The sequence below is a fragment of the Serratia sp. PAMC26656 genome (assembly GCF_016469055.2).
In the GTDB taxonomy this organism is placed as follows: domain Bacteria; phylum Pseudomonadota; class Gammaproteobacteria; order Enterobacterales; family Enterobacteriaceae; genus Serratia; species Serratia plymuthica.
In genome coordinates this window covers 1,846,561-1,871,909 of record NZ_CP150486.1, presented here as the reverse complement: position 1 = coordinate 1,871,909, position 25,349 = coordinate 1,846,561, and the positions used below count along the sequence as shown (strand labels likewise).

Here is a 25,349-nt window from a genome sequence, read left to right as displayed (position 1 = left end):
CATGATGAAGCGACTTTCTTCACTCCGCCGCTGGCTTGGCGCAGGCACATTGGCCGGCATTCTCTCCCTTGCGTGGAGCAATGCCGCCAACGCGCAGGATCCGGCGCAGTTCCGCATCGGTTACCAAAAAGGATCGGTCAGCCTGGTATTGGCAAAAACCCATCAGCTATTGGAACAGCGTTTTCCCTCGACCAAAATCAGCTGGATAGAATTCCCCGCCGGCCCGCAAATGCTCGAGGCGCTGAACGTCGGCAGTATCGATTTGGGCAGCACCGGCGATATCCCGCCAATCTTCGCCCAGGCCGCCGGCGCCGATCTGCTTTATGTCGGCGTAGAGCCGCCAAAACCCAAGGCGGAAGTGATCCTGGTGCCGGAAAACAGCCCGATCAAAACCGTCGCCGAGCTGAAAGGCCATAAGGTTGCCTTCCAGAAAGGTTCCAGCTCCCACAACCTGCTGTTGCGCTCGCTGCAGAAAGCCGGGCTGCAATTTACCGATATCCAACCCGTTTACCTGACCCCGGCCGATGCCCGCGCCGCCTTCCAACAAGGCAACGTTGATGCTTGGGCGATTTGGGATCCGTACTATTCCGCGGCATTGCTGCAAGGCGGCGTACGGGTGCTGGGCGACGGCAGTGGTCTGAATCAAACCGGTTCGTTTTATTTGGCGGTTCGCCCCTACGTACAGGCGCACGGCCCCTTTGTCAGCCAGGTTCTTGAGGTGCTGACCCAAGCCGATGCGCTGACCCGTAGCGATCGCGCACAGAGCGTCACGCTGTTGGCAAACGCCATGGGCCTGCCGGAAAAGGTGATCGCCACTTATCTGGATCACCGCCCGCCGACCGCCATCAAACCTTTGGATGCGCACACCATTGCCGCCCAGCAGCAAACCGCCGATCTGTTTTATGCCAACCGTTTAGTGCCGGTGAAGGTCGATATCTCTCAACGCATCTGGCACCCGAGCGCGCAATAATTTTTGGAGAACAAGCTATGAGCCTAAACGTATTCTGGTTTTTACCTACGCACGGCGACGGCCATTATCTTGGCAGTACAGAAGGTGCCCGCAGTGTCGATTACGGCTATTTGCAGCAGATCGCTCAGGCCGCTGACCGGTTGGGCTTTGGCGGCGTGCTGATCCCCACAGGCCGCTCGTGCGAAGACTCCTGGCTGGTCGCAGCCTCGCTGATCCCAATCACCCAACGGTTGAAGTTCCTGGTAGCGCTGCGCCCCGGCATCATTTCGCCCACGTTGGCCGCCCGCCAGGCCGCAACGCTGGATCGCCTTTCCAACGGCCGCGCTCTGTTTAACCTCGTCACCGGCGGTGATCCCGAAGAACTGGCGGCAGAAGGCCTGCACCTGAATCACGAAGAACGCTACGAGGCCTCGGCAGAGTTCACTCACGTTTGGCGCAAGGTGCTGGAAGGGGAAACCGTCGATTTTGACGGCAAACACATTCAGGTGAAAGGTGCCAAACTGCTGTATCCGCCGGTGCAACTGCCGCGTCCGCCGCTGTATTTTGGCGGTTCTTCCGCCGCCGCTCAGGATCTGGCCGCCGAACAGGTTGAAATGTACCTCACCTGGGGGGAGCCACCGGCACAGGTAAGAGAAAAAATTGCCGAAGTGCGCGCCAAAGCCGCAGCCAAAGGCCGCACGGTGCGTTTCGGCATTCGTCTGCATGTGATCGTGCGTGAAACCACAGAAGAAGCCTGGCGGGCGGCCGACCGGCTGATCGCCAATCTGGATGAAGAGACCATCGCCAACGCACAGGCAGCCTTCGCCCGTTTTGATTCCGTAGGGCAACGGCGCATGGCGGCGCTCCACGGCGGCAAGAAAGACAATCTGGAGATCAGCCCTAACCTGTGGGCCGGTGTTGGCCTGGTACGCGGTGGCGCCGGCACCGCGCTGGTCGGCGATGGCCCGACGGTGGCGGCACGCATGCAGGAATATGCCGATCTGGGCATCGATACCTTTATTTTGTCCGGTTACCCGCATCTGGAAGAAGCCTATCGCGTCGGCGAGTTGCTGTTCCCACATCTCGATCTGGCGGAAAACGAAGTCCCTGCTCGGCGTCGGCCAGTCAAACCGCAAGGTGAAGTGGTCGCTAATATTTACATTCCGCAAAAAGCGTCGCAAAGCTGAGGAGAAGCGGTATGGCAAAAGGCACACAACGCATCTTGCACCGGCTGGCACCCTGGGCGTTACCGGTCACACTGGTGGTTATCTGGCAAATCTCGGTTGAGGCCGGCTGGCTGTCTAATCGCATTCTGCCCGCGCCAAGCGCGGTAGTGACCGCTTTCTGGACGCTAACCAAAAGCGGCGAGCTGTGGCAACACCTGACCATCAGCAGTTGGCGCGCGCTGATCGGCTTTAGCATCGGCGGCAGCATCGGGCTGGTTCTGGGGTTTATCACCGGTTTGTCGCGTTGGGGCGAGCGCCTGTTAGACAGCTCGGTGCAGATGATCCGCAACGTGCCGCATCTGGCGCTGATCCCGCTTGTGATCTTGTGGTTCGGCATTGATGAATCCGCCAAGATTTTTCTGGTCGCGCTGGGCACCTTGTTCCCTATCTATCTGAATACCTATCACGGTATCAAGAATATCGATAGCGGCCTGCTTGAAATGGCGCGCAGCTATGGCCTGAGCGGTTTCCGGTTATTTACCCAGGTGGTATTGCCGGGCGCGTTGCCCTCGATCATGGTCGGCGTGCGTTTCGCTCTGGGCTTTATGTGGCTGACGCTGATCGTGGCCGAAACCATTTCCGCCAACTCGGGGATTGGTTATCTGGCGATGAACGCCCGCGAATTTCTGCAGACCGACGTGGTGGTGGTGGCGATTGTGCTGTATGCCCTGCTCGGCAAGCTGGCGGACGTCAGCGCACAGTTGCTGGAACGCGTCTGGTTGCGCTGGCATCCGGCTTATCAACTTAAACCAGGAGAAGCGCTATGACGACTCCCGCCCGTATTCCCCAAGGCACCCCGGTTACCCTGGACTCTATTGCCAAACGCTATGGCAACCGAACGGTGCTGGACAATATTCAGTTGCGCATCAGCTCCGGGCAATTTGTCGCCGTGGTCGGCCGCAGCGGTTGTGGCAAAAGCACGCTGCTGCGTTTGATGGCCGGGTTGGAAAAAGCCAGCAGCGGCGAGCTGCTTAGCGGAAATGCTCCCCTCGCCAGCGCCAAAGAGGATACCCGTCTGATGTTTCAGGATGCACGCCTGCTGCCGTGGAAAAAGGTGATCGATAACGTTGGCCTTGGCCTGCGCGGCGACTGGCGTGCCGATGCGTTGCAGGCACTGGAAGCCGTTGGGTTGGCCGATCGCGCCAATGAATGGCCGGCAGCGCTGTCCGGCGGACAAAAACAGCGAGTGGCGCTGGCGCGCGCGCTGATCCACCGTCCTCGTCTGCTGTTGCTGGACGAGCCTTTGGGCGCGCTTGATGCGTTAACAAGGATTGAAATGCAGGGACTGATTGAAGGCCTGTGGCAGCAGCATGGTTTCACCGTACTGTTGGTGACTCATGATGTCAGCGAAGCCATTGCGCTGGCGGATCGGGTGATCTTGATTGAAGAGGGCCGTATCGGGCTGGATCTGACGATTGATCTGCCGCGCCCGCGCCGTAAGGGGTCGGCCAGATTGGCGAAACTGGAAGCCGAGGTGCTGGATAGAGTGCTGTCTCCGCCCCCGCCGGTGGTTGAAAGCCCACGCAGGGCAACGAATTGAAACCAGGGACGGCATGTCGCAGCGCCGTCCCTGGTTAGTTTTTACGCGTCGAGCGCTTTACTGATCTTCTCGAACAAATCGCCGGACAGGTTTTCCAGCCCTTTCAACTGTTCAAGCGCCTTGCGCATCAGGGCCTGACGCGAAGCATCATAGCGTTTCAGGCGGATCAAGGGTTCAATCAAACGAGCGGCAATCTGCGGGTTGCGCTGGTTAAGATCGCCGAGGATCTCCACCAGGAACTGATAACCGCTGCCGTCCGCCGCATGGAACGCCGCCGGGTTGGCGGAAGCGAAACCACCGATCAGCGAGCGAGTACGGTTTGGATTGCTCAGGCTGAACGAACGGTGCTTCAGCAGGCCGCGTACCTGGGTCAGCACGTCCGCCGCCGGGCTGCTCGCCTGCAGCACGAACCACTTGTCCATGACCAACCCATCCTGATGCCAGCGTTCATCGAACGCCGCCAGCAGCGCATCGCGGCACGGCAACTGCGCCGCTACCGCCGCAGCCAGCGCAGCCAGCGAATCGGTCATGTTATCCGCCTGACGATACTGCTCAGCCACCAGCCGATCGGCCAGCGCCTCATCGCCAAAGGCCAAATAACCCAGGCACAGGTTGCGCAGAGCACGTTTGCCGATATCGGCATGCTCCACCCGGTAACCGTCGGTTTTGTTGGCGTTATAAACCGCCAGCCATTCGTCGGCCATTTCCTTTGCCAGGCAACGGACAATCGATTCATGCACCGCGGCGATCGCTTCCGGATCGATAGTGGCAAACAGCTCGGCAATCTCGGTTTCCGAAGGCAGCGTCAGGATTTGCGCGGCAAGTGCCGGATCCAGTTTCTCGTCCAGCAGCACGGCACGGAACGCGTCGGCAACGTGCAACGGCAGAGACAGCGGCTGTTTCTGCTGATGCTTGGCAACGTTCAGTTTGATATAGGTAGCCAGCAGGCTCTGCGCCGCGTCCCAACGGGCGAATTCATTGCGCGCGTGCTGCATCAGGAAAGTCAGTTGCTGATCGCTGTACGGATAATCCAGCTTCACCGGTGCGGAGAACTCGCGCAACAGCGAAGGTACCGGCTTGTGCGCCACACCGTCAAACACGAAGGTCTGCTCGGCTTCAGTGATGTTCAGCACGTTACCGATCGCCGCACCGTCTTTCTGCAGGGCAATCACGTTGCCTTCGGCGTCGTACAATTCGATATCCAGCGGAATATGCAACGGCAACTTCTCTGGCTGATCGGCGGTCGGTTCGGTTTTTTGGCTGACGTGCAGGCGGTATTGTTGGTGCTCCGCATCGTATTCATCGCGAACGGTCAGCAACGGCGTGCCGGACTGGCTGTACCAGCGACGGAACAGCGACAGATCGACATTGGAAGCATCCTCCATCGCCTGAACGAAATCATCGCAGGTTGCTGCGCTGCCGTCATGGCGCTCGAAATACAGTTGGATGCCCTTCTGGAACTGTTCTTCACCCAGCAGCGTATGCATCATGCGGATCACTTCGGACCCTTTCTCATACACCGTCAGGGTGTAGAAGTTGTTCATTTCGATCACTTTATCCGGACGAATGGCGTGCGCCATCGGGCTGGCGTCCTCGGCGAACTGCGCGCCGCGCATGACACGCACGTTATCGATGCGGTTGACCGAACGTGAACCCAGATCTGAGCTGAACTCCTGATCGCGGAACACCGTTAGGCCTTCTTTCAGACTGAGCTGGAACCAATCGCGGCAGGTCACGCGGTTGCCGGTCCAGTTGTGGAAATATTCGTGGCCAATCACCGCTTCGATATTCAGGTAATCCTTATCGGTTGCGGTTTCCGCTTTCGCCAGCACGTATTTGGAGTTGAAGATATTTAGCCCTTTGTTCTCCATCGCCCCCATATTGAAGAAATCGACGGCCACGATCATATAAATGTCGAGATCGTATTCCAGACCGAAACGGGTTTCGTCCCATTTCATCGAGTTCTTCAGTGAGGTCATCGCCCAATCGGCACGATCCAAATTGCCGCGATCAACGAACAATTCCAGCGCCACATCGCGCCCGGAGCGGGTGGTAAAGCTGTCGCGCAACACATCGAAATCGCCGGCCACCAGCGCAAACAGGTAGCAAGGTTTTGGGAACGGATCCTGCCACTGTACCCAGTGGCGCCCATCCTCCAGTTCGCCCTGGCCTACGCGGTTACCGTTCGACAGCAGGAAGGGATAACGCGCCTTATCCGCCACAATGCGGGTGGTGAAGCGCGCCAACACGTCCGGGCGGTCCAGGTAATAGGTGATGTGACGGAAACCTTCCGCCTCACACTGGGTACACAACGCTTCGCCTGACAGGTACAGCCCTTCCAGCGCGGTATTCTTCGCCGGGTGAATATCATTGACGATGGTCATGGTAAATTGTGCTGGTAATTTCTCTATAACCAGCTTGTTATCCTGCAACTGATAGGCGCTCCACGGCTGCCCGTCGATCTGAATACTTACCAGCGTCAGATCTTCGCCATTCAGCACCAGCGCCGCCTCGGCAGCGCCCTGACGTTTAATCTTGCTGACTGCAGTGACGCGTGTCGTTTCCGCGTCCAGCTCAAAATCCAAATCAATGTCGGTGATGCTGTAGTCTGGCGCGCGATAATCGTGGCGATACTTCGCCTGTGGCAGTTGTGTCATAAAAACCCTTTGACGTCTCAGTGAGTTACAGGTGCCAGGTTGTCATCATTGGCTTATTTCAGCCGCGGCAGAGGCGCGAAAATGTTGATGATCCTGATTGTAAATAAACTGTATCACAGCCACGAAAAAAGCCCAGAGATGCCGGGGTACTGGAACGGATAAATCGGAGGTGGATCCTAATGTTGTCGCCGAACGGCCCGCGCCATCAGGCTCCTTCACCTGATGCAGAGCAAAAATCAGCATTTAATGCTAAAAGCCGTCTTTCAGATACAGGCCGGTCGATACTTCATCGCCATGGGCAATGACCCTTGTTTCAAGGCCGTTCCCAACCCTAAACCCCTGCCCGCAGAACGTCTCCCGGTGACAGAGGTTCCGGGGGTATAGTTAAGACATATCAGCTGCCTCGATGATATAATTGATAAATCTGGTTTAAGGACTCACGGCAATATGAAAGTAAAATATCTGATCTATTTTTTTACCTTTGCCCTGATGTCATCGTTCGCCATATTTATTTCCGATGAGCTGATTGAAGCCCATGCAGACTATCGCGACAATCAACTTAACCTGTATAAGGTGAGTCGCGCCAAAGAGATCTCGGAAGCGTTTCAAGCCACCCTGTTGGCGCACCGTTTAAAACGTCTGAGCCGGGTTAATGCGAACATTACCCCGGCGCAATGGCAGGAAGCCGACAGCCTGGCGCGCGAAAAAATTGCCCGGTTCAAGCCGCATATCGACAGCAAGATTTCGCAACAGCTCGGCATACGGCAAAAAATCGCCGCGCTTTCCATGCTCGGCCTAATGGAACAATTGCTGGATAACGATAATCGACAGCTTTCATATGTTACCGATGCCAATGCCAATCTGTTTAATATCAACAGCGCCTACTACATTTCTCAGACCAGCAAAAGCTACTACCGTTATACCTACGATACCCGCATGATCGATGCCGACTCGTTTCTGTTTCTGGAAGCCGTGCGCCTGAATAACCGACTGAATATGTCCCTGACCGAATTAATCGATCAGGTCATTGACGTGAACACCAATCAGCTGGAGCGCAAAGACGCCTATCTGAAAGCCGTACAGCTCACCGGGGTGTTGAATGCACTAAGCACCCGACTGATCTTTATGAAGCTGACCTACAACGATGTCCCCACCACCCTGCTGGTGAATGAGCTGCTCCGCCAGCTTTCGAAAGGGCAGCTCGACCGGATTACCCAAGGGTTGTATACCTCAATCGATAATCATACCCTCTACTCCGCCGATTTTATTTATCAGTACGTCAAAAATCTGAGTGAGCTTTCGCAACGGCTTTATCAACGCAGTTTTGAACTGGAAATCGTCGCATCACAGCATAAGATCTACACCAGCCAGACGGCTATTTATGGCTTGATTTCTCTCGGTGGTCTGATCGTGCTGTTTATTTTCCTGCCGACCCTGGTTTACTGTTCAAATATCAGCCGCTGGCTGACTAAAACGCATAATAATATTTTGCGGTTGTCGCGCGGCAATATGAACATCGATCGCAATGAAGTGTTTTACGGCCAGGAGTTAATCGCCATCAGCGATGCCATTAAACAGCTAAAACAGTATCAATTGGAAAAGGTGACGCTGGAAAATGAAAAACATCTGTTGATCAAGGAGCTGGAAGCCTCTTCGTTTCTTGATCCCCTGACCAATATCTATAACCGCCGCAAGTTCTTCCGTGAATGCGAATCCCTGGCAGCGCGCAGCTACCCGTTAGCCTTTTGTTTGATTGATATCGATAATTTCAAAAAACTGAATGACAGTTACGGGCATGATATCGGCGACCGTGCACTGGTGGCCTTCGGCAAATTGCTGCAGGACGCCTTCCGCTCCTGCGACATTTTCTGCCGCTATGGCGGTGAAGAATTCGCCGTGATCCTCTGCAACTGCACGCTTGATAATGCGCGAGAAATTATGTCTAAGCTCCGCGAGCGCACCCACCAACTCACCCTCACCCTCGATGATGGGCAAACCGTGCGTTTCACGACCAGTTGCGGTATTGCCCAGGTGAACAGCCTCGGCCTGTTGCCGACGGCGATCAAACAGGCGGATGAAGCGCTCTATTTCTGCAAGAAAAACGGCAAGGACCGGATCAGCATTCACACACCGACCGGTTTTATCTGAATTGTTGTTTAAAATAATTAACATTATAATTTTTATGACTAATTAGGCTAAGTCATTCACCTTACAGGCTTATCTGGCTTTTCTGCCTGAAACCTGACGGCAGGCCGGCATAAAGGCACGTTTAATCCTCGACCCGCTCCGGCGATTTGTGGTGTGATGCAGCTTCAATAACAGGATAATCCGGGTATACTCGCTCAACTTTTTTATGACTATCCGGATTTGGACTCGCGCCTGACGAGGATGCAGTAACGCGCTATGACTCAATACGCTTCCCCGATTTTGACATCACTGCTTGATACTGACGCTTACAAGCTTCATATGCAGCAAGCCGTGTTCCATCGCTACCCCGCGATCAGCGTGGCGGCGGAATTTCGCTGCCGTGGAGATGAACTGCTGGGCGAATATGCCGACGAAATCCGTGCGCAAGTCGCGCTGATGAGCCAACTGGCGCTGACCGAGGCTGAATTTGGCTATCTTTCAGGGTTGCCTTTCTTCCGTCAGGACTACCTAAGCTGGTTGCGTGATTTCCGCTATGACCCGCAGCAGGTTCAGATCGACAATCGTGACGGCAGGCTGCATATCCGCATTGCCGGCCCGTGGCGCGAAGTGATTTTGTGGGAAGTCCCCCTGCTGGCGGTGATCAGCGAAGTGGTGCACCGTCACCGTTCACCGCAGGTCATGCCGGACATGGCGGTAGCGCATCTGCGCAGCAAACTGGCGCAGTTTAAAGCCGTGAGCGCCGATGTGGATATCTCCCGCTTCAAACTGATGGACTTCGGCACCCGTCGCCGTTTCTCCAAAAGCGTGCAGCAGGCGATCGTCAGCACGCTGAAAAACGAATTCCCCTACCTGGTCGGTACCAGCAATTACGATCTGGCGCATCAACTCGGCCTGACGCCGGTAGGCACCCAGGCGCATGAATGGTTCCAGGCGCATCAGCAGATAAGCCCGGTGTTGGCCAACAGTCAACGAGCAGCATTGCAGGCCTGGTTGGACGAGTATCCAGACCAGCTCGGCATCGCGTTGACCGACTGCATCGCCATGGACGCCTTCCTGCGTGATTTCGGCCCACAATTCGCGCCGCGTTATCAGGGGCTGCGCCATGACTCCGGCGACCCGTTTGAATGGGGTGAAAAAGCCATCGCGCATTACCAGAAGCTGGGTATCGATCCGATGAGCAAAACGCTGGTGTTCTCCGACAACCTGGATCTGGACAAGGCGCTGGCGCTTTATCGCCACTTCGATCAACGCATCAACCTGGTGTTCGGCATCGGCACGCGCTTGACCTGCGACATTCCGGGCGTAAAACCGCTGAATATCGTCATCAAACTGGTTGAATGCAAGGGCAAGCCAGTGGCTAAACTGTCCGACAGTCCGGGTAAAACCATCTGTCAGGATCAGGCCTTCGTGAAGGCGTTGCGCAAAGCCTTCGATCTGCCGCTGGTGAAAAAAGCCAGCTAAGCGACCATGCGTTGCAAATGCTAAAAAGCCGGCTGAAAACTTCAGACCGGCTTTTTTCTCCTTTATAAGACACTTTCCGCTGCCCCCTTTTCGCCCAGCCCCAAGAAATGTTGTACCAATCCGGCGATTTCTGCTTGTGCTCTGCATCGCGGCAAGTAACATAGCACCATCCCCATATTGTTGGGTTTTAAGCTATTTCTAAACCAAATTATAAAGAGAGAAATCTATGAGCGTAGTGCCTGTAGTCGACGTACTGCAAGGTCGTGCTGCGGTTGACAGTGAAGTCACCGTACGCGGTTGGGTGCGTACCCGGAGAGATTCTAAAGCTGGTATCTCCTTCCTGGCCGTCTATGACGGTTCCTGCTTTGATCCGTTACAGGCCGTCGTTAATAATTCTCTGCCGAATTATCAGGATGAAGTGCTGCATCTGACCACCGGCTGCTCGATTGAAGTCACCGGCAAAGTCGTTGCCTCTCCGGGCGAAGGCCAGAGTTTCGAACTGCAGGCGACCGCCATCAAAGTGGTTGGCTGGGTTGACGATCCGGACACTTACCCGATGGCGGCTAAACGTCACAGCATCGAGTACCTGCGCGAGGTCGCTCACCTGCGTCCACGCACCAACCTGATCGGCGCCGTGGCCCGCGTGCGTCATACGCTGGCGCAGGCGATCCACCGTTTCTACCACGAGAACGGGTTCTTCTGGGTTTCCACCCCGCTTATCACCGCTTCCGATACCGAAGGCGCCGGCGAAATGTTCCGGGTTTCAACGCTGGATCTGGAAAATCTGCCGCGCACCGATAAAGGCGCGGTTGATTTCAGCCAGGACTTTTTCGGCAAAGAAGCTTTCCTGACCGTTTCCGGCCAGTTGAACGGCGAAACTTACGCCTGTGCGTTGTCGAAAGTGTATACCTTCGGCCCCACCTTCCGCGCAGAGAACTCCAACACCAGCCGCCACCTGGCTGAATTTTGGATGATCGAACCGGAAGTGGCGTTTGCCAACCTCGAAGATATCGCCGAACTGGCGGAAAAAATGCTGAAGTATGTGTTCCAGGCCGTGTTGAACGAGCGTATGGATGACATGCAGTTCTTCGCCGAGCGTGTGGACAAAGATGCGATTGAGCGCCTGAAGCGCTTTGTTTCTTCCGATTTCGCCCAGGTAGATTACACCGAAGCGGTGGAAATCCTGATCGCCTCCGGCCAAACCTTCGAAAACCCGGTATCCTGGGGCATCGACCTGTCTTCCGAGCATGAGCGCTATCTGGCCGAGAAACACTTTAAAGCGCCGGTGGTTGTGAAAAACTACCCGAAAGACATTAAAGCTTTCTATATGCGCATGAACGACGACGGCAAAACCGTTGCAGCCATGGACGTGCTGGCTCCTGGCATTGGCGAGATCATCGGGGGTGCCCAGCGTGAGGAACGTCTGGATGTCTTGGATCAGCGCCTGGAAGCGATGGGCCTGAATAAAGAAGATTACTGGTGGTATCGTGATCTGCGTCGCTACGGCACCGTTCCTCATGCCGGTTTCGGTTTAGGTTTTGAGCGTTTAATCGCCTACGTTACCGGCGTGCAAAACGTGCGCGATGTCATTCCGTTCCCACGCACCCCGCGTAACGCAAGCTTTTAATTAATCAGCCTAAACATTTTCCAAATAATTTAGTTACAAAACCAAGGCCAGCTTTGCTGGCCTTTCGCATTTTCTAATATTGACCCGCGTCACAAAGTTCCCTTAATATTACATTTTGTTACATACACTTTCCTTTTGAAACCTCATTAGGACATTGGTAGCATTTTCGTTCTAGATTAACCTGTCTGCGAATGGAACACTGCGTTCAGACACAGGACGACACCAATCTATCTACAATAGTTCCAAAAGAATTATTGGCGGCAGTGGCAAAGGTGTCCGAATAACACCAATGAGGGTAATAATGATGAAGCGCAACATTCTTGCAGTGGTAATCCCGGCTCTGTTAGCTGCTGGTGCAGCAAACGCAGCTGAAATCTACAACAAAGACGGCAACAAGCTGGATCTGTACGGCAAAGTTGACGGTCTGCACTACTTCTCCGACGACAAAGGCAATGACGGCGACCAGACCTATGTTCGTTTCGGCTTCAAAGGTGAAACCCAGATTAATGACCAACTGACCGGTTACGGCCAGTGGGAATACAACGTTCAGGCTAACCACGCTGAATCTCAAGGCACCGAAGGCACCAAGACTCGTCTGGGCTTCGCAGGTCTGAAATTTGCTGACTACGGTTCATTCGACTACGGCCGTAACTACGGCGTACTGTACGACGTGGAAGGCTGGACAGATATGCTGCCAGAGTTCGGTGGCGATACCTACACCTACACCGACAACTACATGACCGGCCGTACCAACGGCGTTGCTACTTACCGTAACAACAACTTCTTCGGTCTGGTTGATGGTCTGAACTTCGCTGTTCAGTACCAGGGTAAAAACGAAAACGACGGCCGCGCTCTGAAGAAACAAAACGGCGACGGTTGGGGCCTGTCTTCTACTTATGACATCGGCGAAGGCGTAAGCTTCGGTGCTGCATACGCGTCTTCTGACCGTACTGACAAACAAACCAACAACTCTGCCGCTAAAGGCGACAAAGCTGATGCGTGGACCGTGGGCGCTAAATACGACGCGAACAACGTCTACCTGGCAGCCATGTACTCCGAAACCCGTAACATGACGCCATACGGTGATTTCGATGCCGGTATCGCGAATAAAACCCAGAACTTCGAAGTGACTGCTCAGTACCAGTTCGACTTCGGTCTGCGTCCAGAAGTGTCTTACCTGCAGTCTAAAGGTAAAAACCTGGCTAGCCATACCGATCATAACTCAAGCTTCGGCGGCGGCGATGCCGACCTGGTTAAATATGTTTCTGTTGGTACCACTTACTACTTCAACAAAAACATGTCCACCTATGTTGATTACAAAATCAACCTGCTGGACGACAACGAGTTCACTAAAGCCACTGGCACCGCTACCGATGATATCGTAGGTGTTGGTCTGGTTTACCAGTTCTAAGTTGTCACACTTGACGGCGGTTCACCGCCGTATGAGTTAAAAACAGGGTTTCGGCCCTGTTTTTGTTTTTGTGCCGCGAGTAACTTTTTATTCTGCCAACGCCCCCTTCTCCCTCATTTTTTATGCTGAACCTGCCCCCTTCACAAGATCGATGTGTTTTTCTCGCAAACGGTTGGCAAAGCGCATAACTGGCGCTACCCTGATGCTTCTGTCTGCTTAACTCCGAGCCATGGAAGCACCTGACATGTTTGAAAAAATCACTGCTGCACCCGCCGACCCAATCCTGGGTCTGACCGACATTTTCCGCGCGGATGCCCGCCCTAATAAAATCAACTTAGGGATTGGCGTTTACAAAGATGAAACCGGCAAAACCCCGGTACTGACCAGCGTGAAAAAAGCTGAGCAATATCTGCTGGAAAATGAAACCACCAAAAACTATCTCGGCATTGAAGGCATCCCGGCGTTCGCCAACTGCACGCAAGAGCTGCTGTTCGGCAAACAAAGCCCAATTATTGCCGACAAGCGTGCGCGCACTGCACAAACGCCTGGTGGCACCGGCGGCCTGCGTGTTGCAGCTGACTTCATCGCCAACCAGACCAGCGCGAAACGCATCTGGATCAGCAACCCAAGCTGGCCGAACCACAACAACGTGTTTGGTGCGGTCGGTCTGGAAGTGTTGGAGTACGCTTACTACGACGCCGCCAATCATGCGCTGGACTTCGATGGCCTGCTCCGCAGCCTGAAACAGGCTCAGGCCGGCGATGTGGTGCTGTTCCACGGTTGCTGCCATAACCCAACCGGCATCGACCCAACGGCTGAGCAGTGGGCACAATTGGCCGAGCTGTCTGTGGCTAACGGTTGGTTACCACTGTTTGACTTCGCCTACCAGGGTTTTGCGAAGGGATTGGAAGAAGATGCGCAGGGCCTGCGTATTTTCGCCGCCAAGCATCAGGAACTGATCGTCGCCAGCTCGTACTCGAAGAACTTCGGCCTGTACAATGAACGCGTCGGTGCCTGCACGGTCGTAGCTGCCGATGCGGAAACCGCAGATCGCGCGTTCAGCCAGGTGAAAGCCGCCATTCGTGCCAACTACTCCAACCCACCGTCGCACGGCGCCGCCATCGTGGCGACCATCCTGGGCGACGATGCGCTGCGTGCGTTGTGGGAGCAGGAACTGACCGATATGCGTCAGCGCATCCACCGTATGCGTCAGCTGTTCGTCAATACCCTGCAGGAGAAAGGCGCAGAGCAGGACTTCGGCTTTATCATCAACCAGAACGGTATGTTCTCGTTCAGCGGGTTGAGTAAAGAGCAGGTGCTGCGCCTGCGCGAAGAGTTTGGCGTTTATGCCGTCAACTCCGGTCGCGTTAACGTTGCGGGCATGACGCCGGACAATATGGCGCCGCTGTGCGAGGCCATCGTCGCCGTGCTGTAAAACGTTGCTGCTGCAAATACAAAAGGGGCGCTTTTAGCGCCCCTTAGTTATTTCCGCCGGGAAATAACCTTACCAGATAGCCGGCTCTTCACGCAGGAACGGGTTGGTTTCACGCTCTTGGCCAAAGGTGGACATTGGCCCATGGCCCGGGATAAACGCCATGTCATCGCCCTGCGGCAACAGCTTGGTACGAATAGAGTTAATCAGCGCCTGATGATCGCCACGCGGGAAATCGCTGCGCCCGACACCGCCGTTAAACAGCACGTCGCCCACCAACGCCAGCCGCGCCTTTTCATTAATAAAGACGATATGGCCAGGGGTGTGGCCAGGGCAATGCAACACGTTGAACGTCATCTCGCCCACCTGCACCTTGTCGCCTTCTTGCAGCCATTGGGTCGGCGTCAGCGGCGCACACTCTTCCAGCCCAAACATCCGGCTCTGCGCCGGCAAGCCGTCCAGCCAGAAAGCATCTTCCTTATCCGGGCCGTAAATCGGCACCTGATAATGCTCAGCCAGTTCCGCCGCGGCACCTACGTGATCGAGATGGCCGTGCGTCAGCAGGATCTGCGTGATCGTAACGCCCTGCTTCGCCACTTCGGCCTTCAATTTTTCTGCCTCGCCACCGGGATCGACCAATGCCGCCTGCTGCGTGCTTTCACACCAGATCAGGCTACAGTTCTGACTGAAGGCGGTAACGGGAATAATTTGGTATTTCATAAGGCTCCAACGACAACAGCGCCACACCCTCGCAGGCTGGCGCTATTCACAAGGGTGTACAACGATTACCAGGTCCGCACCGGGCCGGTATCGATGTGTACAAAGTTGCTACGTGGGTAATATCCTACACCACCACCGCGCATTTTTAACGCCGCTTTACGGATATTACTCAATTGGATACCTTCGATATGGAAGTCCATCGCCTGACCTTTGGTGTGATAGCTGTGCTTGGCCACACCACGGCTGCGCTCACGCAGCTCATTGTTGGTATCCAGGGAGCGGTAACCTGAAACCAACTGCACCGGCTTGTTGGTACCCAACAGACCTTGCAGACGATAGAGCTGATCAAACAGACGGGGATCGATCGGCTTAACCTTATTGGCGCGATAATCACGGAAAAGATGATTAAGACGAACCAGCTCGTCTTTATTATACCCCTTCCCATCAAAGAATTCGGCCTTCAACGTTTCGCCCGTATGCATGTTATTTACGACCAGAATGCGTGGGCGTGAAGTAGAAAGACTGGCAAAAGCCTGCCCTGGAAGCAGAGCTATGCCCATGGCGGCGCTACCTAATGCCAGCCATTTGCGGCGATGATGATCAATTTTGTCCATGTTTCTGTTAAACCCGGCAAGAATATCAAAATATATGCACAAAACAGCGCACTGCCCGAACCATAACCGCCCACACAGCCTGAGTCAACCCGTGATGTCCCGCGGTTTGCAGGCACCCACTGAATGAGTGCCTGCATCATGGTCCGATATTCAGACCGTTATTTATTTATAATTACTGCATTTATTGCATTAATTTTTCGGCCTGAGCCAAAATTTGTGCACCCGATCTCACCGTATCATCGTAATTGTAAATATCTGTACGAAATTGTGGCTTTCCATCATCAGAAACCCAGGCGGTTAAATAATACAATTTAACCGGAATATGCTGTCGGATATTTACGTAGGTGGTATTTCCCCCTTTAAGGGTGGAGGAAACGCGGGTATTGTTCCAGCCGGCATCTTGCAGCAGCATATTAGCCAAATCAGATGCCTTGTTAACGCGCACGCAACCGGAACTCAGGGCACGAATATCTTTCTGGAACAGATTATGGTTCGGCGTATCGTGCAGATAGATAGCATCCGAGCTCGGCATGTTGAATTTGAAACGCCCCAGTGAGTTGGTGGCGCCTGGTGCCTGGCGAATGCGGTAAGGGAAATTACGCGCAGACACCATGTTCCAGTCAATCATCGCCGGGTTAATGACTTCAGCGTCATTGCTCCAGCCGGAAAGCACGGTATAGCCGTGTTTCTGGAAATAGCTGCCGTCACGCATTGCCTTTGGCACAATATCTTCGCGTACCAGCGTAGTCGGCACATTCCACGGCGGGTTGACCACGACGTTGTTCAGCGCACTGTTCATCAGCGGCGTCTTGCGGCTAGGCCGACCGACAATGACCCGTGAGGAAAGCACTTCATTGCCGTTCTGGTAGTAAGTCAGCGAGTAATTGGGAATGTTAACCATGATCCCGGTGTCGACGTAGCCTGGGAGGATGCGCAAACGCTGGATATTCAATGCCAACAGCGAAGCGCGCGTTTGCGGCGACACGTTGAGCCATTCGCGGGTACGGGCGCCAATCACGCCGTCGGCGGTCAAGCCTTGCCATTTCTGAAAGCGTTTAACGCCTTCGACCAGATCGGGGGTATAAGCGTTATCAGTAACGGTCACCGGGCCGGCAGGTTGCTGTGCGAATGGCGATTCCGGCGATGCGGCAAGATCTTTTACCGGTGCGGCAGACGGGCTGATAACCACACTTTTGCTCTCGCGGCTTTTTTCTTCATCGACTGACAAGCCACCATCGTCCGGTTCATTGCGCGAGCCGGTCAGTACCGCAGGCGGCTCCTGCGTTTGCACCGATACTGCGGTAGTGGTCAGCATGCCATTGCGGGCCAGGATCTCACGCAGGGCGGCGATGTCGTTGCTCAGTTGATCGGGGCGCAGGCTCGGACCGTTAGCCATCTGCGGCCATGGACGGTTGTCGGCCAGCATGTCGCGCAGCGCCTGATGCATCTTGGCATATTGCGGGTGCTGCGGTGCCAGTTTGGTGACATAAGCCAGCGTCTTGCCCTGACGCACCGCCAGTTGCCATTGATTAATCACCGCATTAGGCGGCAGGCCGAGCTTGTAGGGAATATTGCTATACAGCCAGCTGTTACCGTTGGCGCCGATGGCTGAAGCGAACTGCAAATACCCCAGCATAGCATCAGACAGGACAACGTCGCGCGCTACGCCGCTAATCGCCGGATTGGTCAGCAGCTTCACCCATTGGGTAAACTGTGGCTGCACACCGGACATGGCCAGCTCGGCCAACTGCTGCTGGAACTGCTGAATCGCCTCGCGATCCTGCCACATCAGTTGCATCCGGTTAGCGGCGTACAAAGGAGCCAGCGTTGAAAGATAGTGCGGTGTCATTCCTTTCGGCAATGCTGCCAATAATTCCGAACGGCTTTGCGCAACTGACATGCCGGATGACGCTACCGGAAACGCAGGCACGGTTGCCCATGCGGGTAACGACGACGCAAGTCCAGATGCGATTGCGCAGCTCAGCGCCAGACGCCGTAAAGTGTTTCCATTTTTAAGCAACATCCATTGCCCCCTGTATGCTCACAAAAAATACATCAAAAACCGCTTGTTAATTTCAGTATACGAACAGAAAGGCCATTTTGCCCTTGGACGCCGCTAATAACTGTTATGTCATTAAGCTACCCGGTTTTTAGCGGATAAAAAAGCAGGACTATCATCCATGCACACAAAAAAATAGCCACCCCAGGGCGGCTATTTTCAGATTATTAGCGGGCTTTTTTGGCGTTTACGGCGTTTCTACCGCAGCAGTGCCCGGTGCAGGCAACTCGTTGGCGAAACCGCGCAGCCCCACTACGTGCACGTGTTCATGGTTCTGGAACACCTTACGCACCAGCTTATAAGTGGTGCCTTTTTCCGGGCTGATGTTTTCCGGCGCAGCGATAATCAGCTGCATTTCCAGACGATCGCACAGCTCGAACAGCGTTGCGATAGACTTGGCATCCAGTCGCGCCGCCTCATCGAGGAACAGCAAGCGGCAAGGTGAGATATCCTTGCCACGCAGACGGCGTGACTCCTCCTCCCAGCTCTGCACCACCATCACCAGAATCGACATCCCGGTCCCTATCGCTTCCCCGGTAGACAACGCGCCGCTCTCGGCACGCAGCCAACCGTCAGAGCCGCGGAACACTTCCACTTCCAGCTCCAGATAGTTACGGTAATCCAGCAGCTCTTCGCCGATAGTCTGCGGCGTGCGTTGCCCCATATCAATCTGCGGATTCAGGCGCTGATACAGCTTGGCCAAAGCTTCAGAGAAGGTCAGACGGTTGCTGTTGAACAGATCCTGATGCTGCTCCCTCTGCTCGGCAAGCACGTCCAGCAGCGTCGCATGCGCTTCGCGCACGTTGACGTTCAGCCGCACGCTCTTCACCTGGCCGAAAGACACTGCCTGCAGACCCTGGTTGAGCATGCGGATGCGGTTCTGTTCACGCTGGATGGTTTTGCGGATGATATTCGCCACGCTCTTGGAACTGATCGCCAGCTTCTGCTCACGTGCGGTCAGTTCTTCGGTCAGGCGACCCAGCTCGATCTCCATCTGTTCGATGGCCTCAACCGGGTCATCAGTACGAATGATATCCTGGCGGATACGCTCGCGCAGATGCTGATACACCGCGATATAGAACTGAATCTTGCGTTCCGGGCGTTTTGGATCTTCCGACAAGCGCAGAACATCGCGCAGATGTTCGTTATCCGACACCGCCAGACGTAACGCACCCAGTGCCTTATCCGACATCGAGCGCAGCTCGTCACCGTCCATATAAGCCAGTTCGCGACGGTGCAGACGGCGTTCAACGCCGTTGTCTTTCACCATGCGCATGACCGCACACCAGCCCGCCTTGGCGGTCACCACCTGCTCACGCAGTTGGTAATAGTCGCGCTCCAGCTTGCGCAGTTTCTTCTGCAGGCTGTCCATTTCCGCTTCGCAGAAGGTCAGCTGTTTTTCCAGTTGATTACGGCGAGCGCGGTTGGTACTCAGCGCCGCATGCAGCTCGTCACGACGCGCTCGTGCACGCGCTTCGGCATTGGCATCCGCCTGCACGCCGATATCTACCAGTTCCTGACTCAGCTCTTTCAGCATGTCGCGCTTGGCGTCATACGAACTTTTCAGCGATGCCAGCACCTGGCTGTACTGGGTAAATTGGGTTTGATACTGACGCAGTTGCTCACGGGCGCGGGTACGTTCCGCTTCCGCATGCTCCAGACGCTGGCGCAGCTTGTCGTTAAGATCGTTGTTGGCGTTCTGCATGCCGGCGGAGTCGGTATAGCCAAAGTGCGCACGACGCTGTACCACTTCGATCAGAGCAAACGCCTGCTGCTTGGCCTGGCGCTGTACGCTCTGCGCCTGGGTGTAATCCTGCTGCAGCTGTTCATGCTGTTGCGGATCGCTTTGCAACACCGACAGCAAGGGTTCCAGCTTGGCCAGGGAGACGCCGTGTTGCTGAATATGGCGCGCGGCATCCTGCGCCTCTTCCAGCTCTTCGCGGATCTCTTCCACCCGGTCCTGCAGAGTGTCGTCGTTCAACAGTGACACCAATGGCATCAGCCGGTTGAGTGCCGAGATGCCCTCTTTCGCCTGATCGTACTGCTGCCGCTGCTGCTGGTTCTGCGCTTCATGGTTATTCAGCGCACGCTCGATTTCACCGCGACGGGAATTAAGGCCACGGATTTCCGCTTCCGGATCGGCGTCAAACGCCACCGCCAGATGGGAGCCGATAAACCGGCTGAAAGCCTGATGCGAACGCTGGGTCTTTTGCACGTCGAACGACAACGTCGCGTAGCGCTCAGCCAACGTTTCACGCTCGGCATGCAGCACTTCCAGGCGGTTTTCACGCGCGGCACGGCCAAACAGCGGCACTTCCGGGTAACGCGAATAACGCCACTGACGGTCGGCGGTTTTGACCAATACCGCCCTGTCCTGCTCTTCGACGGCGAACACGCTGTCATCGAACGACTGCGGATCCCCTTCGATCAGATAGAGATCTTCCGGGCAGTCTTCGAGACCTTCCAGCATCTCACGCACCAGCGACAGATCCGGCACCACGATCGCGTGGCGCGATGGGCCGTACAGCGCCGAGAAGTAAGGCGCATCGTCGATGGTGACATCGTCGTAGATTTCAGAGAGCAGCACGCCGCCAAAACGTTCGGCCAACGTCACCAGACGCTGATCTTCGGCACCGCCAGGCTGGCTAAGGCGTTCGATTTGCGCTTCAACTTCACGCTTGCGGGCAGCCACTTCGTCGCGCTCAACGGTAGTTTCACGTTCGCGCTCCAGCAGTTGCTGCATGAACTCGGTCACCTGCTGGCTGCTTTCCAGTTCTTCACCGCTCTGCTCGCTAAGCTGGCTCAGGGAGTCCTGTGCCGCCAACCAGACGGGCGCACGGGCGGTCAGCTCGCGGATACGCTGCTGGATCTGCTCCAGTTCCTGACGCATTTCCATCCGTCGCTCACCGGCGTCACTGACGCTCTGCGACAGCGACTCCAGACGCTCTTCCAACTCTTGCAGCAGCGCATCGAGATCGTCCGGCTGGTACTCCTGACCGTGGCGCTTGCAGAACTCCTGCAGCAGACGCTCGGCATCTTGTTGGGAGCGCAGACGCTGTTCCAGTTCGCTCAGGCGCATGCGCAGCGGCTGCACACGTTCGGCAAGGTGCTGCTGCGAAGGCCAATCGCGCAACAATTCGCGCGCACATTGCCAGGCTTCACTGCGGCTGACCTGGCCGGCGATTTTACCCACCAGTTGATAAGCTTGTTCAAACTGACCGTGCGCGGCGTCGGCCACGCTCAGTTTCTGCTCGAGCATCAGCAAGGCTTCCGTCGCTTCCTGCTCGCGCGCCTGGAAAGTATCCAGCCACTGTTCGGCATTTTCAGCGGTCAGCTCTGGCAGTTGGCACAGGGAACGAGCGCGTTCCAATGCCTGCAACGCCTGCTGATACTGAATGGCGCGGGTCTGCTGCACGTCGAGCGCCTGCTGGTAGTCGGCGAGCTGGCTTTTCAGTTCATCCACTTCCAGTTCGGCCGCCTCGGCGCGCGCTTCGTTTTCGGCTTGCTGCTCACTGGCCTCGGCAACCACTTCGTTCTGTTCTTCCAGGCGGTAGGTCAGCTCTTCCAGATCGCCTTCATAACGCTCGATCTTTTCCTGCTGACGCATCGCCGTCTGCACCAGATTCAGGTGATCGCTGGCAGCCTGGTAGTCGGTTTCCAAATCGGATTCCGCGCCGCTCTGCTCTGCCAACTCACGCGCCATTTCCACGTGGCGATACTGCTCGGTGGCCAGCTGTTTACGGCTGCCCAGCAGATCGCTGCGCAGCGCCAGCGCGCCGTCCAGATGAATGCGCCGTTCGTTGGCATGGCGCATGTAGTCTGCCGCCACGTAGGACGTGGCTTCGGAAATCAGGTGCTTGAACAGGTCACGGTCCGACTGAGTGACGCGGATCGCTTCCAGCGTCATGCGGTTTTCACGCAGTGCCGCTTCCATATCCTGGAACGCCTTGCGCACGCCGCTGTTTTCCGGCAACAGATAATCGCGCAGCGATCGGGTGATGGCGCTGGAGATCCCGCCGTACAGCGAGGCCTCGATCAGGCGGTAAAACTTGCTGCGATCGGCGGACGAACGCAGGCGTTTCGGCAGCACGCCCAGATCGAACATTAACGCGTGGTAATCGGTAATGGAGTTGAACTGCTTGAACTGCACGCCTTCCATCTCTTCGACACGCTCTTTCAGTTCCTGCAGCGTCAGTACGCGCGCCTGGCGCTCGCCTACCGTTTGGGTCAGCAGTTCAGTCGGCTGCACTGCGGTCGGCAGGCCCTGAATGGTGAACGGCTTGATGTCCACCTTGCGATCGCGGCCAGCCACCTGCTGCAAACGCACGCCAACCACCACGCGCTGATGGCGTGAGTTGATCACATCAAGCGTGGAGTAACAGACCCCGGCGCGCAGCTTGCCGTGCAAGCCTTTGTCGCGTGAACCGCTGGTGGCGCCGGCTTCGGTGGTATTACGAAAGTGCAGCAGCGTCAAATCGGGGATTAGCGCGGTGACGAAAGCCGCCATAGTGGTGGATTTCCCGGCCCCGTTACCGCCGGACAGCGTGGTCACCAGCTCATCCAGATCAAAGGTACGAGCAAAGAAGCCGTTCCAGTTAACCAGCGTCAGCGAGCGAAATTTACCGCGTTCAATCATTCCTGTTCATCCTCTGCACTGTCCGGAGTGTTATCAACCTGCTGGTCTTCAGCTTCGCTCTCGTCATTCAGCGACAGACTGTTTTCAACCGGCATCGCCTCACCGTCACGAATCATGCGCAGTTGCGCTTCACGCGGATCGTCACCGCTGCGCACGTCGGCGCCAAAGCGGAACACGGCTTCGGTGATGCGGAACTTGCTGCTGTCATTGCCCATGAAATAGACCATGCCCAGACGACGCAGGCGGTTCAGCGAGGTGCGCACTTTTTCGTGCAGTTTCTGACGATCGAGATCCGAGCCTGTGGAACGCTGGTTAACGAACTTCAGCAATTTGGTCTCATCCGCCAGGCTCAGCAACTCGTCATACAGCTCCTGATGGCTGAAAATCCCCTCATGCGCCAGACGCTCTGGGCTGAGATAGAGATAGCACAGGATTTTACCTACCATCATGTCCAGCTCGGACAATACCGAACGCGGGATCAGGGTAGTGGAACGCGGGCGCAGGTAGAAAAACCCTTCCGGTGCACGGATCAGTTCCACGCTGTAGCGGGTGTAAAACTCTTCCAGTTCATCCTGGAAATCCATTAAGAAGGCATGGTTGTCCAGCTCATCGATACCGATGTGACGACCCGCACGCAGTTGGCTGTCGAGCGCCGGGAACAGCGCGTTAGACAGTGCCTTGGCCAGCTTGACTGGCATTACTTGTTCAATATTTGTCGATGACATGGGCCTGGACCTTGGCTCCGTAATCATTGATTGCCTGCCATTGCGCCGGCAACCCTGAAAAATCTGCTTCAGCCACACCAAGGCGCACAGCCTGGTCGACCACTAAACGTGCTACGTCGAAATGACGCGCACGCGGATATTGCGCCAGATAATCGCGCATTACCGCCCCTAAATTGAGCGGCATCTGTTGTTCCTGATAAATCTTCAGCGCCTGTTCGATCATTGCCGCCAGTTGTTCGCGGATCTCGCTGAACTCTTCGAACTCCAGATCCGGCGGCAGTTCCCCAGTCACTTCCTCGCTGCGCAGCGCCAGTTCTTCGTCGCGCATATCCAGCAGACGGTCGGCGTTGGCGTGGGTCAGCGTCCATGGGTTGTCGAAATAGTTTTGCACCGATTGGCGCAGGCGTTGGGCGAACACGCGGTTCTTATCCATGTCGATCGCGGTACGGATAAATTTATGCACGTGACGGTCGTAACCGATCCACAGGTCAATCGCCTGCTGGCCCCAGCTGATAATGCGGTCGAGCTTGCTTTGCAGATCGAACACCAGTTTGTCGACGAAACCCAGTTCCATCCCACCCAGCGTCGCATCCTGAATGCGCAACAGGTTGGCCTGCAACTTGTCACCCGCCGCCTCCAGCGTATCTTGCAGCTCGCGCAGCGTGCCGGAAGTCTCGGACAACAGCATCTCACAGCTCGAGATCGCCGCGCGCCAATCCTGATTCAGCAGCGCGGCGATATCTTCCTTCACGCCCTGCTGTTGCTCATCCATCAGCCGTTGGGTCATGTCGATACTGTCGAAGATTTCCGCCACCGAATATTTCAGCGGTGCAAACACGTTGCGGTGCCAATGGAAATCATCTCCGCCCTCTTCGGCGGCATCGGCGGCGCGCTTTAGCTCCTCCGCCACGATCGACAGCTGCATAGACAGGCGCAGCGTAGAGAATTCGCGCTGACGGATATAGTAATCGGTGATACCGATGCCCAACGGGGTCAGGCGGTAAATCGCATTGCCGTCTGCCAGCTCGCTGGTAAAGCGGTTTAACAGGCGCTGGCGCACCATGTCGTTAATCGCATTGTTGGCGCGGACCGCCACCGTTTCATGCGTCTGTTCGAAACCCTTGCTGACATGGCGAAATGCATCAACCAGCTCACCTTCGCTCATCTCGCCGTCCAGTCGTTCGCCGTTAAGGGTGGCGATAGCGAGCAAAAACGCGAGACGCTCCGTAGGGAGCGAAATAGAGAAATCATTTTTCCGTGCCCAGGCGACCAGTTCGGGTACTGTCTGGGAAAATTCACTCATAGTTCGTCCTTCAGGTTTGGTTTATGCGCCATGACGTGAATATAGCGCCCCAAACTCACGTACGGCTCCTGCCGGCAATAGTGCTGTTCAAGCGCCAGTAACTCTTCAAATTTTTGCGTCTGTAGCTGCCTGCTCTGCAGATAATCGTGGAACACCCGCACGCCGGTTTTCCCGCTGATGCGCATGCCCATTTGCTCCAGCCAGCCATAAACCTGCGGCGGGCTGTGCGGATATTGCGGCGACAAAGAGCGCTTTCTGCGCCTTCTGACCTCTGGATTCACCAGTTGGAAATTACCCAACACCACGTTGCGCATCAAGAGGCCGTTGGCATTAAAGAACATCAATGACAACCCGCCACCGGGTAGCAGGCAGTTGAACAACGCCTGCAACGCCACCTCAGGTTCAGCAATCCATTCAAGCACCGCATGGAACAATATCAGATCAACCGGCTGTTCCAAGTGTTGACCAATATCCTGCGCTGAACTTTGTATGAATTGCATGTTCTGGCTCACACCTTTTTGTTCAGCCAACTGCGCAGCGCGTTGGATCATCTCACCAGAGAGATCGCACAACAACACCTGATGTCCTAATTCTGCCAGTTGGCAGGCCATGTGGCCTTCGCCGCCGCCTGCATCCAGAATGCGCAGCGGCCGCTGCGGCAACTGGGCCAGCAGCGTGGTCAGGTCCTGCCAGACTACCGCCTGACGGATCATCCCTTTGGTGGTGCCGTAAATATTACGCGCAAACTTTTCAGCAATATCGTCAAAATTGCGATCCTGCATGGACAACGGCTCCGCTGATCTTATCCTGATGGGGGCAAAGCGCCAGCCCATTCAAACCT

The 25,349-nt window shown here is 55.7% G+C and carries 18 protein-coding genes; 10 read left to right on the top strand and 8 right to left on the bottom strand.

Translation table 11 applies throughout. The features are described 5' to 3' along the window. The first annotated feature begins 4 nt into the window (after window positions 1-4). Genes JEM67_RS09430 through ssuB form a run of 4 tightly spaced genes read left to right on the top strand, consistent with a single transcriptional unit; the run spans window position 5 to window position 3,715 of the window. A complete protein-coding gene (locus tag JEM67_RS09430; RefSeq protein WP_199635553.1) occupies window positions 5-970 on the top strand; it encodes a sulfonate ABC transporter substrate-binding protein in 966 nt (321 codons plus the stop codon). Window positions 971-987: 17 nt separating this feature from the next. Continuing rightward, the gene (gene ssuD / locus JEM67_RS09425) at window positions 988-2,136 is read left to right on the top strand and encodes an FMNH2-dependent alkanesulfonate monooxygenase (protein ID WP_199635132.1); all 1,149 of its coding nucleotides are present in this window, start codon (window positions 988-990) and stop codon (window positions 2,134-2,136) included. Between the two features lie 11 nt (window positions 2,137-2,147). Continuing rightward, on the top strand, window positions 2,148-2,942 hold the full coding sequence (gene ssuC, locus JEM67_RS09420) for an aliphatic sulfonate ABC transporter permease SsuC (RefSeq protein WP_199635133.1): 795 nt from the start codon (window positions 2,148-2,150) through the stop codon (window positions 2,940-2,942). Further along, a complete protein-coding gene (ssuB, locus tag JEM67_RS09415) occupies window positions 2,939-3,715 on the top strand; it encodes an aliphatic sulfonates ABC transporter ATP-binding protein (RefSeq protein ID WP_199635134.1) in 777 nt (258 codons plus the stop codon). Before ssuC ends, ssuB begins: the two co-directional genes overlap by 4 nt. Window positions 3,716-3,756: 41 nt before the next feature. Here ssuB and pepN read toward each other — a convergent pair whose 3' ends face one another. Continuing rightward, entirely contained in the window at window positions 3,757-6,372 is a 2,616-nt protein-coding gene (gene pepN / locus JEM67_RS09410; RefSeq protein WP_199635135.1) for an aminopeptidase N, read from the bottom strand. Between the two features lie 447 nt (window positions 6,373-6,819). Between pepN and JEM67_RS09405 the strand changes: the two genes are divergently transcribed. The 5 genes from JEM67_RS09405 (at window position 6,820) to JEM67_RS09385 (ending at window position 14,454) form a co-directional block, all read left to right on the top strand. Continuing rightward, a complete protein-coding gene (locus tag JEM67_RS09405; protein ID WP_199635136.1) occupies window positions 6,820-8,520 on the top strand; it encodes a GGDEF domain-containing protein in 1,701 nt (566 codons plus the stop codon). A 255-nt stretch (window positions 8,521-8,775) separates the two neighbouring features. Continuing rightward, complete coding sequence (gene pncB, locus JEM67_RS09400; RefSeq protein WP_199635137.1) at window positions 8,776-9,981, top strand: nicotinate phosphoribosyltransferase; 1,206 nt, start codon at window positions 8,776-8,778, stop codon at window positions 9,979-9,981. A 226-nt stretch (window positions 9,982-10,207) separates the two neighbouring features. Further along, window positions 10,208-11,608: an asparagine--tRNA ligase gene (gene asnS / locus JEM67_RS09395; RefSeq protein WP_013812312.1), complete on the top strand. Its 1,401-nt coding sequence runs from the start codon at window positions 10,208-10,210 to the stop codon at window positions 11,606-11,608. A 301-nt stretch (window positions 11,609-11,909) separates the two neighbouring features. Further along, window positions 11,910-13,019: a porin OmpC gene (gene ompC, locus JEM67_RS09390; RefSeq protein WP_304621737.1), complete on the top strand. Its 1,110-nt coding sequence runs from the start codon at window positions 11,910-11,912 to the stop codon at window positions 13,017-13,019. Between the two features lie 244 nt (window positions 13,020-13,263). Beyond that, window positions 13,264-14,454, top strand: coding sequence for an amino acid aminotransferase (locus tag JEM67_RS09385; RefSeq protein ID WP_013812310.1), 1,191 nt, complete (start codon window positions 13,264-13,266; stop codon window positions 14,452-14,454). 69 nt (window positions 14,455-14,523) lie between these two features. Here JEM67_RS09385 and JEM67_RS09380 read toward each other — a convergent pair whose 3' ends face one another. The 3 genes from JEM67_RS09380 to ldtD all read right to left on the bottom strand — a co-directional run bounded on the left by JEM67_RS09380 (window position 14,524) and on the right by ldtD (window position 17,685). Further along, complete coding sequence (locus tag JEM67_RS09380; RefSeq protein ID WP_004942704.1) at window positions 14,524-15,171, bottom strand: MBL fold metallo-hydrolase; 648 nt, start codon at window positions 15,169-15,171, stop codon at window positions 14,524-14,526. Between the two features lie 65 nt (window positions 15,172-15,236). After that, window positions 15,237-15,785, bottom strand: coding sequence for a YcbK family protein (locus tag JEM67_RS09375; protein ID WP_006320781.1), 549 nt, complete (start codon window positions 15,783-15,785; stop codon window positions 15,237-15,239). A gap of 181 nt (window positions 15,786-15,966) precedes the next feature. Continuing rightward, window positions 15,967-17,685, bottom strand: coding sequence for a L,D-transpeptidase (ldtD, locus tag JEM67_RS09370; protein WP_233527588.1), 1,719 nt, complete (start codon window positions 17,683-17,685; stop codon window positions 15,967-15,969). Between ldtD and JEM67_RS09365 the strand changes: the two genes are divergently transcribed. Further along, window positions 17,684-17,905 (top strand): hypothetical protein, encoded by a 222-nt coding sequence (locus JEM67_RS09365; protein ID WP_006324566.1) that lies wholly within the window; start codon window positions 17,684-17,686, stop codon window positions 17,903-17,905. The genes ldtD and JEM67_RS09365 overlap by 2 nt on opposite strands. A 126-nt stretch (window positions 17,906-18,031) precedes the next feature. Here the strand turns inward: JEM67_RS09365 and mukB are convergent, their stop codons facing one another. Genes mukB through cmoM form a run of 4 tightly spaced genes read right to left on the bottom strand, consistent with a single transcriptional unit; the run spans window position 18,032 to window position 25,290 of the window. Then, window positions 18,032-22,480 carry a chromosome partition protein MukB gene (gene mukB, locus JEM67_RS09360; protein WP_013812307.1) on the bottom strand — a complete coding sequence of 1,483 codons (4,449 nt, stop codon included), beginning with the start codon at window positions 22,478-22,480 and terminating at the stop codon, window positions 18,032-18,034. Then, window positions 22,477-23,205, bottom strand: coding sequence for a chromosome partition protein MukE (gene mukE, locus JEM67_RS09355; RefSeq protein ID WP_006320785.1), 729 nt, complete (start codon window positions 23,203-23,205; stop codon window positions 22,477-22,479). The genes mukB and mukE overlap by 4 nt, the downstream gene beginning before the upstream one ends. After that, on the bottom strand, window positions 23,186-24,508 hold the full coding sequence (gene mukF / locus JEM67_RS09350; protein WP_013812305.1) for a chromosome partition protein MukF: 1,323 nt from the start codon (window positions 24,506-24,508) through the stop codon (window positions 23,186-23,188). Before mukF ends, mukE begins: the two co-directional genes overlap by 20 nt. Beyond that, window positions 24,505-25,290 carry a tRNA uridine 5-oxyacetic acid(34) methyltransferase CmoM gene (gene cmoM, locus JEM67_RS09345; protein ID WP_199635139.1) on the bottom strand — a complete coding sequence of 262 codons (786 nt, stop codon included), beginning with the start codon at window positions 25,288-25,290 and terminating at the stop codon, window positions 24,505-24,507. Before cmoM ends, mukF begins: the two co-directional genes overlap by 4 nt. Window positions 25,291-25,349 lie beyond the last annotated feature (59 nt).

What these genes read in the sequence shown, in the direction of transcription:
- JEM67_RS09430 (WP_199635553.1), top strand. Translation starts at nt 5, where the DNA reads ATGAAGCGACTTTCTTCACTCCGCCGCTGGCTTGGCGCAGGCACATTG.
- ssuD (WP_199635132.1), top strand. Translation starts at nt 988, where the DNA reads ATGAGCCTAAACGTATTCTGGTTTTTACCTACGCACGGCGACGGCCAT.
- ssuC (WP_199635133.1), top strand. Translation starts at nt 2,148, where the DNA reads ATGGCAAAAGGCACACAACGCATCTTGCACCGGCTGGCACCCTGGGCG.
- ssuB (WP_199635134.1), top strand. Translation starts at nt 2,939, where the DNA reads ATGACGACTCCCGCCCGTATTCCCCAAGGCACCCCGGTTACCCTGGAC.
- pepN (WP_199635135.1), bottom strand. Translation starts at nt 6,372, where the DNA reads ATGACACAACTGCCACAGGCGAAGTATCGCCACGATTATCGCGCGCCA.
- JEM67_RS09405 (WP_199635136.1), top strand. Translation starts at nt 6,820, where the DNA reads ATGAAAGTAAAATATCTGATCTATTTTTTTACCTTTGCCCTGATGTCA.
- pncB (WP_199635137.1), top strand. Translation starts at nt 8,776, where the DNA reads ATGACTCAATACGCTTCCCCGATTTTGACATCACTGCTTGATACTGAC.
- asnS (WP_013812312.1), top strand. Translation starts at nt 10,208, where the DNA reads ATGAGCGTAGTGCCTGTAGTCGACGTACTGCAAGGTCGTGCTGCGGTT.
- ompC (WP_304621737.1), top strand. Translation starts at nt 11,910, where the DNA reads ATGATGAAGCGCAACATTCTTGCAGTGGTAATCCCGGCTCTGTTAGCT.
- JEM67_RS09385 (WP_013812310.1), top strand. Translation starts at nt 13,264, where the DNA reads ATGTTTGAAAAAATCACTGCTGCACCCGCCGACCCAATCCTGGGTCTG.
- JEM67_RS09380 (WP_004942704.1), bottom strand. Translation starts at nt 15,171, where the DNA reads ATGAAATACCAAATTATTCCCGTTACCGCCTTCAGTCAGAACTGTAGC.
- JEM67_RS09375 (WP_006320781.1), bottom strand. Translation starts at nt 15,785, where the DNA reads ATGGACAAAATTGATCATCATCGCCGCAAATGGCTGGCATTAGGTAGC.
- JEM67_RS09365 (WP_006324566.1), top strand. Translation starts at nt 17,684, where the DNA reads ATGCCGGATGACGCTACCGGAAACGCAGGCACGGTTGCCCATGCGGGT.
- ldtD (WP_233527588.1), bottom strand. Translation starts at nt 17,685, where the DNA reads ATGTCAGTTGCGCAAAGCCGTTCGGAATTATTGGCAGCATTGCCGAAA.
- mukB (WP_013812307.1), bottom strand. Translation starts at nt 22,480, where the DNA reads ATGATTGAACGCGGTAAATTTCGCTCGCTGACGCTGGTTAACTGGAAC.
- mukE (WP_006320785.1), bottom strand. Translation starts at nt 23,205, where the DNA reads ATGTCATCGACAAATATTGAACAAGTAATGCCAGTCAAGCTGGCCAAG.
- mukF (WP_013812305.1), bottom strand. Translation starts at nt 24,508, where the DNA reads ATGAGTGAATTTTCCCAGACAGTACCCGAACTGGTCGCCTGGGCACGG.
- cmoM (WP_199635139.1), bottom strand. Translation starts at nt 25,290, where the DNA reads ATGCAGGATCGCAATTTTGACGATATTGCTGAAAAGTTTGCGCGTAAT.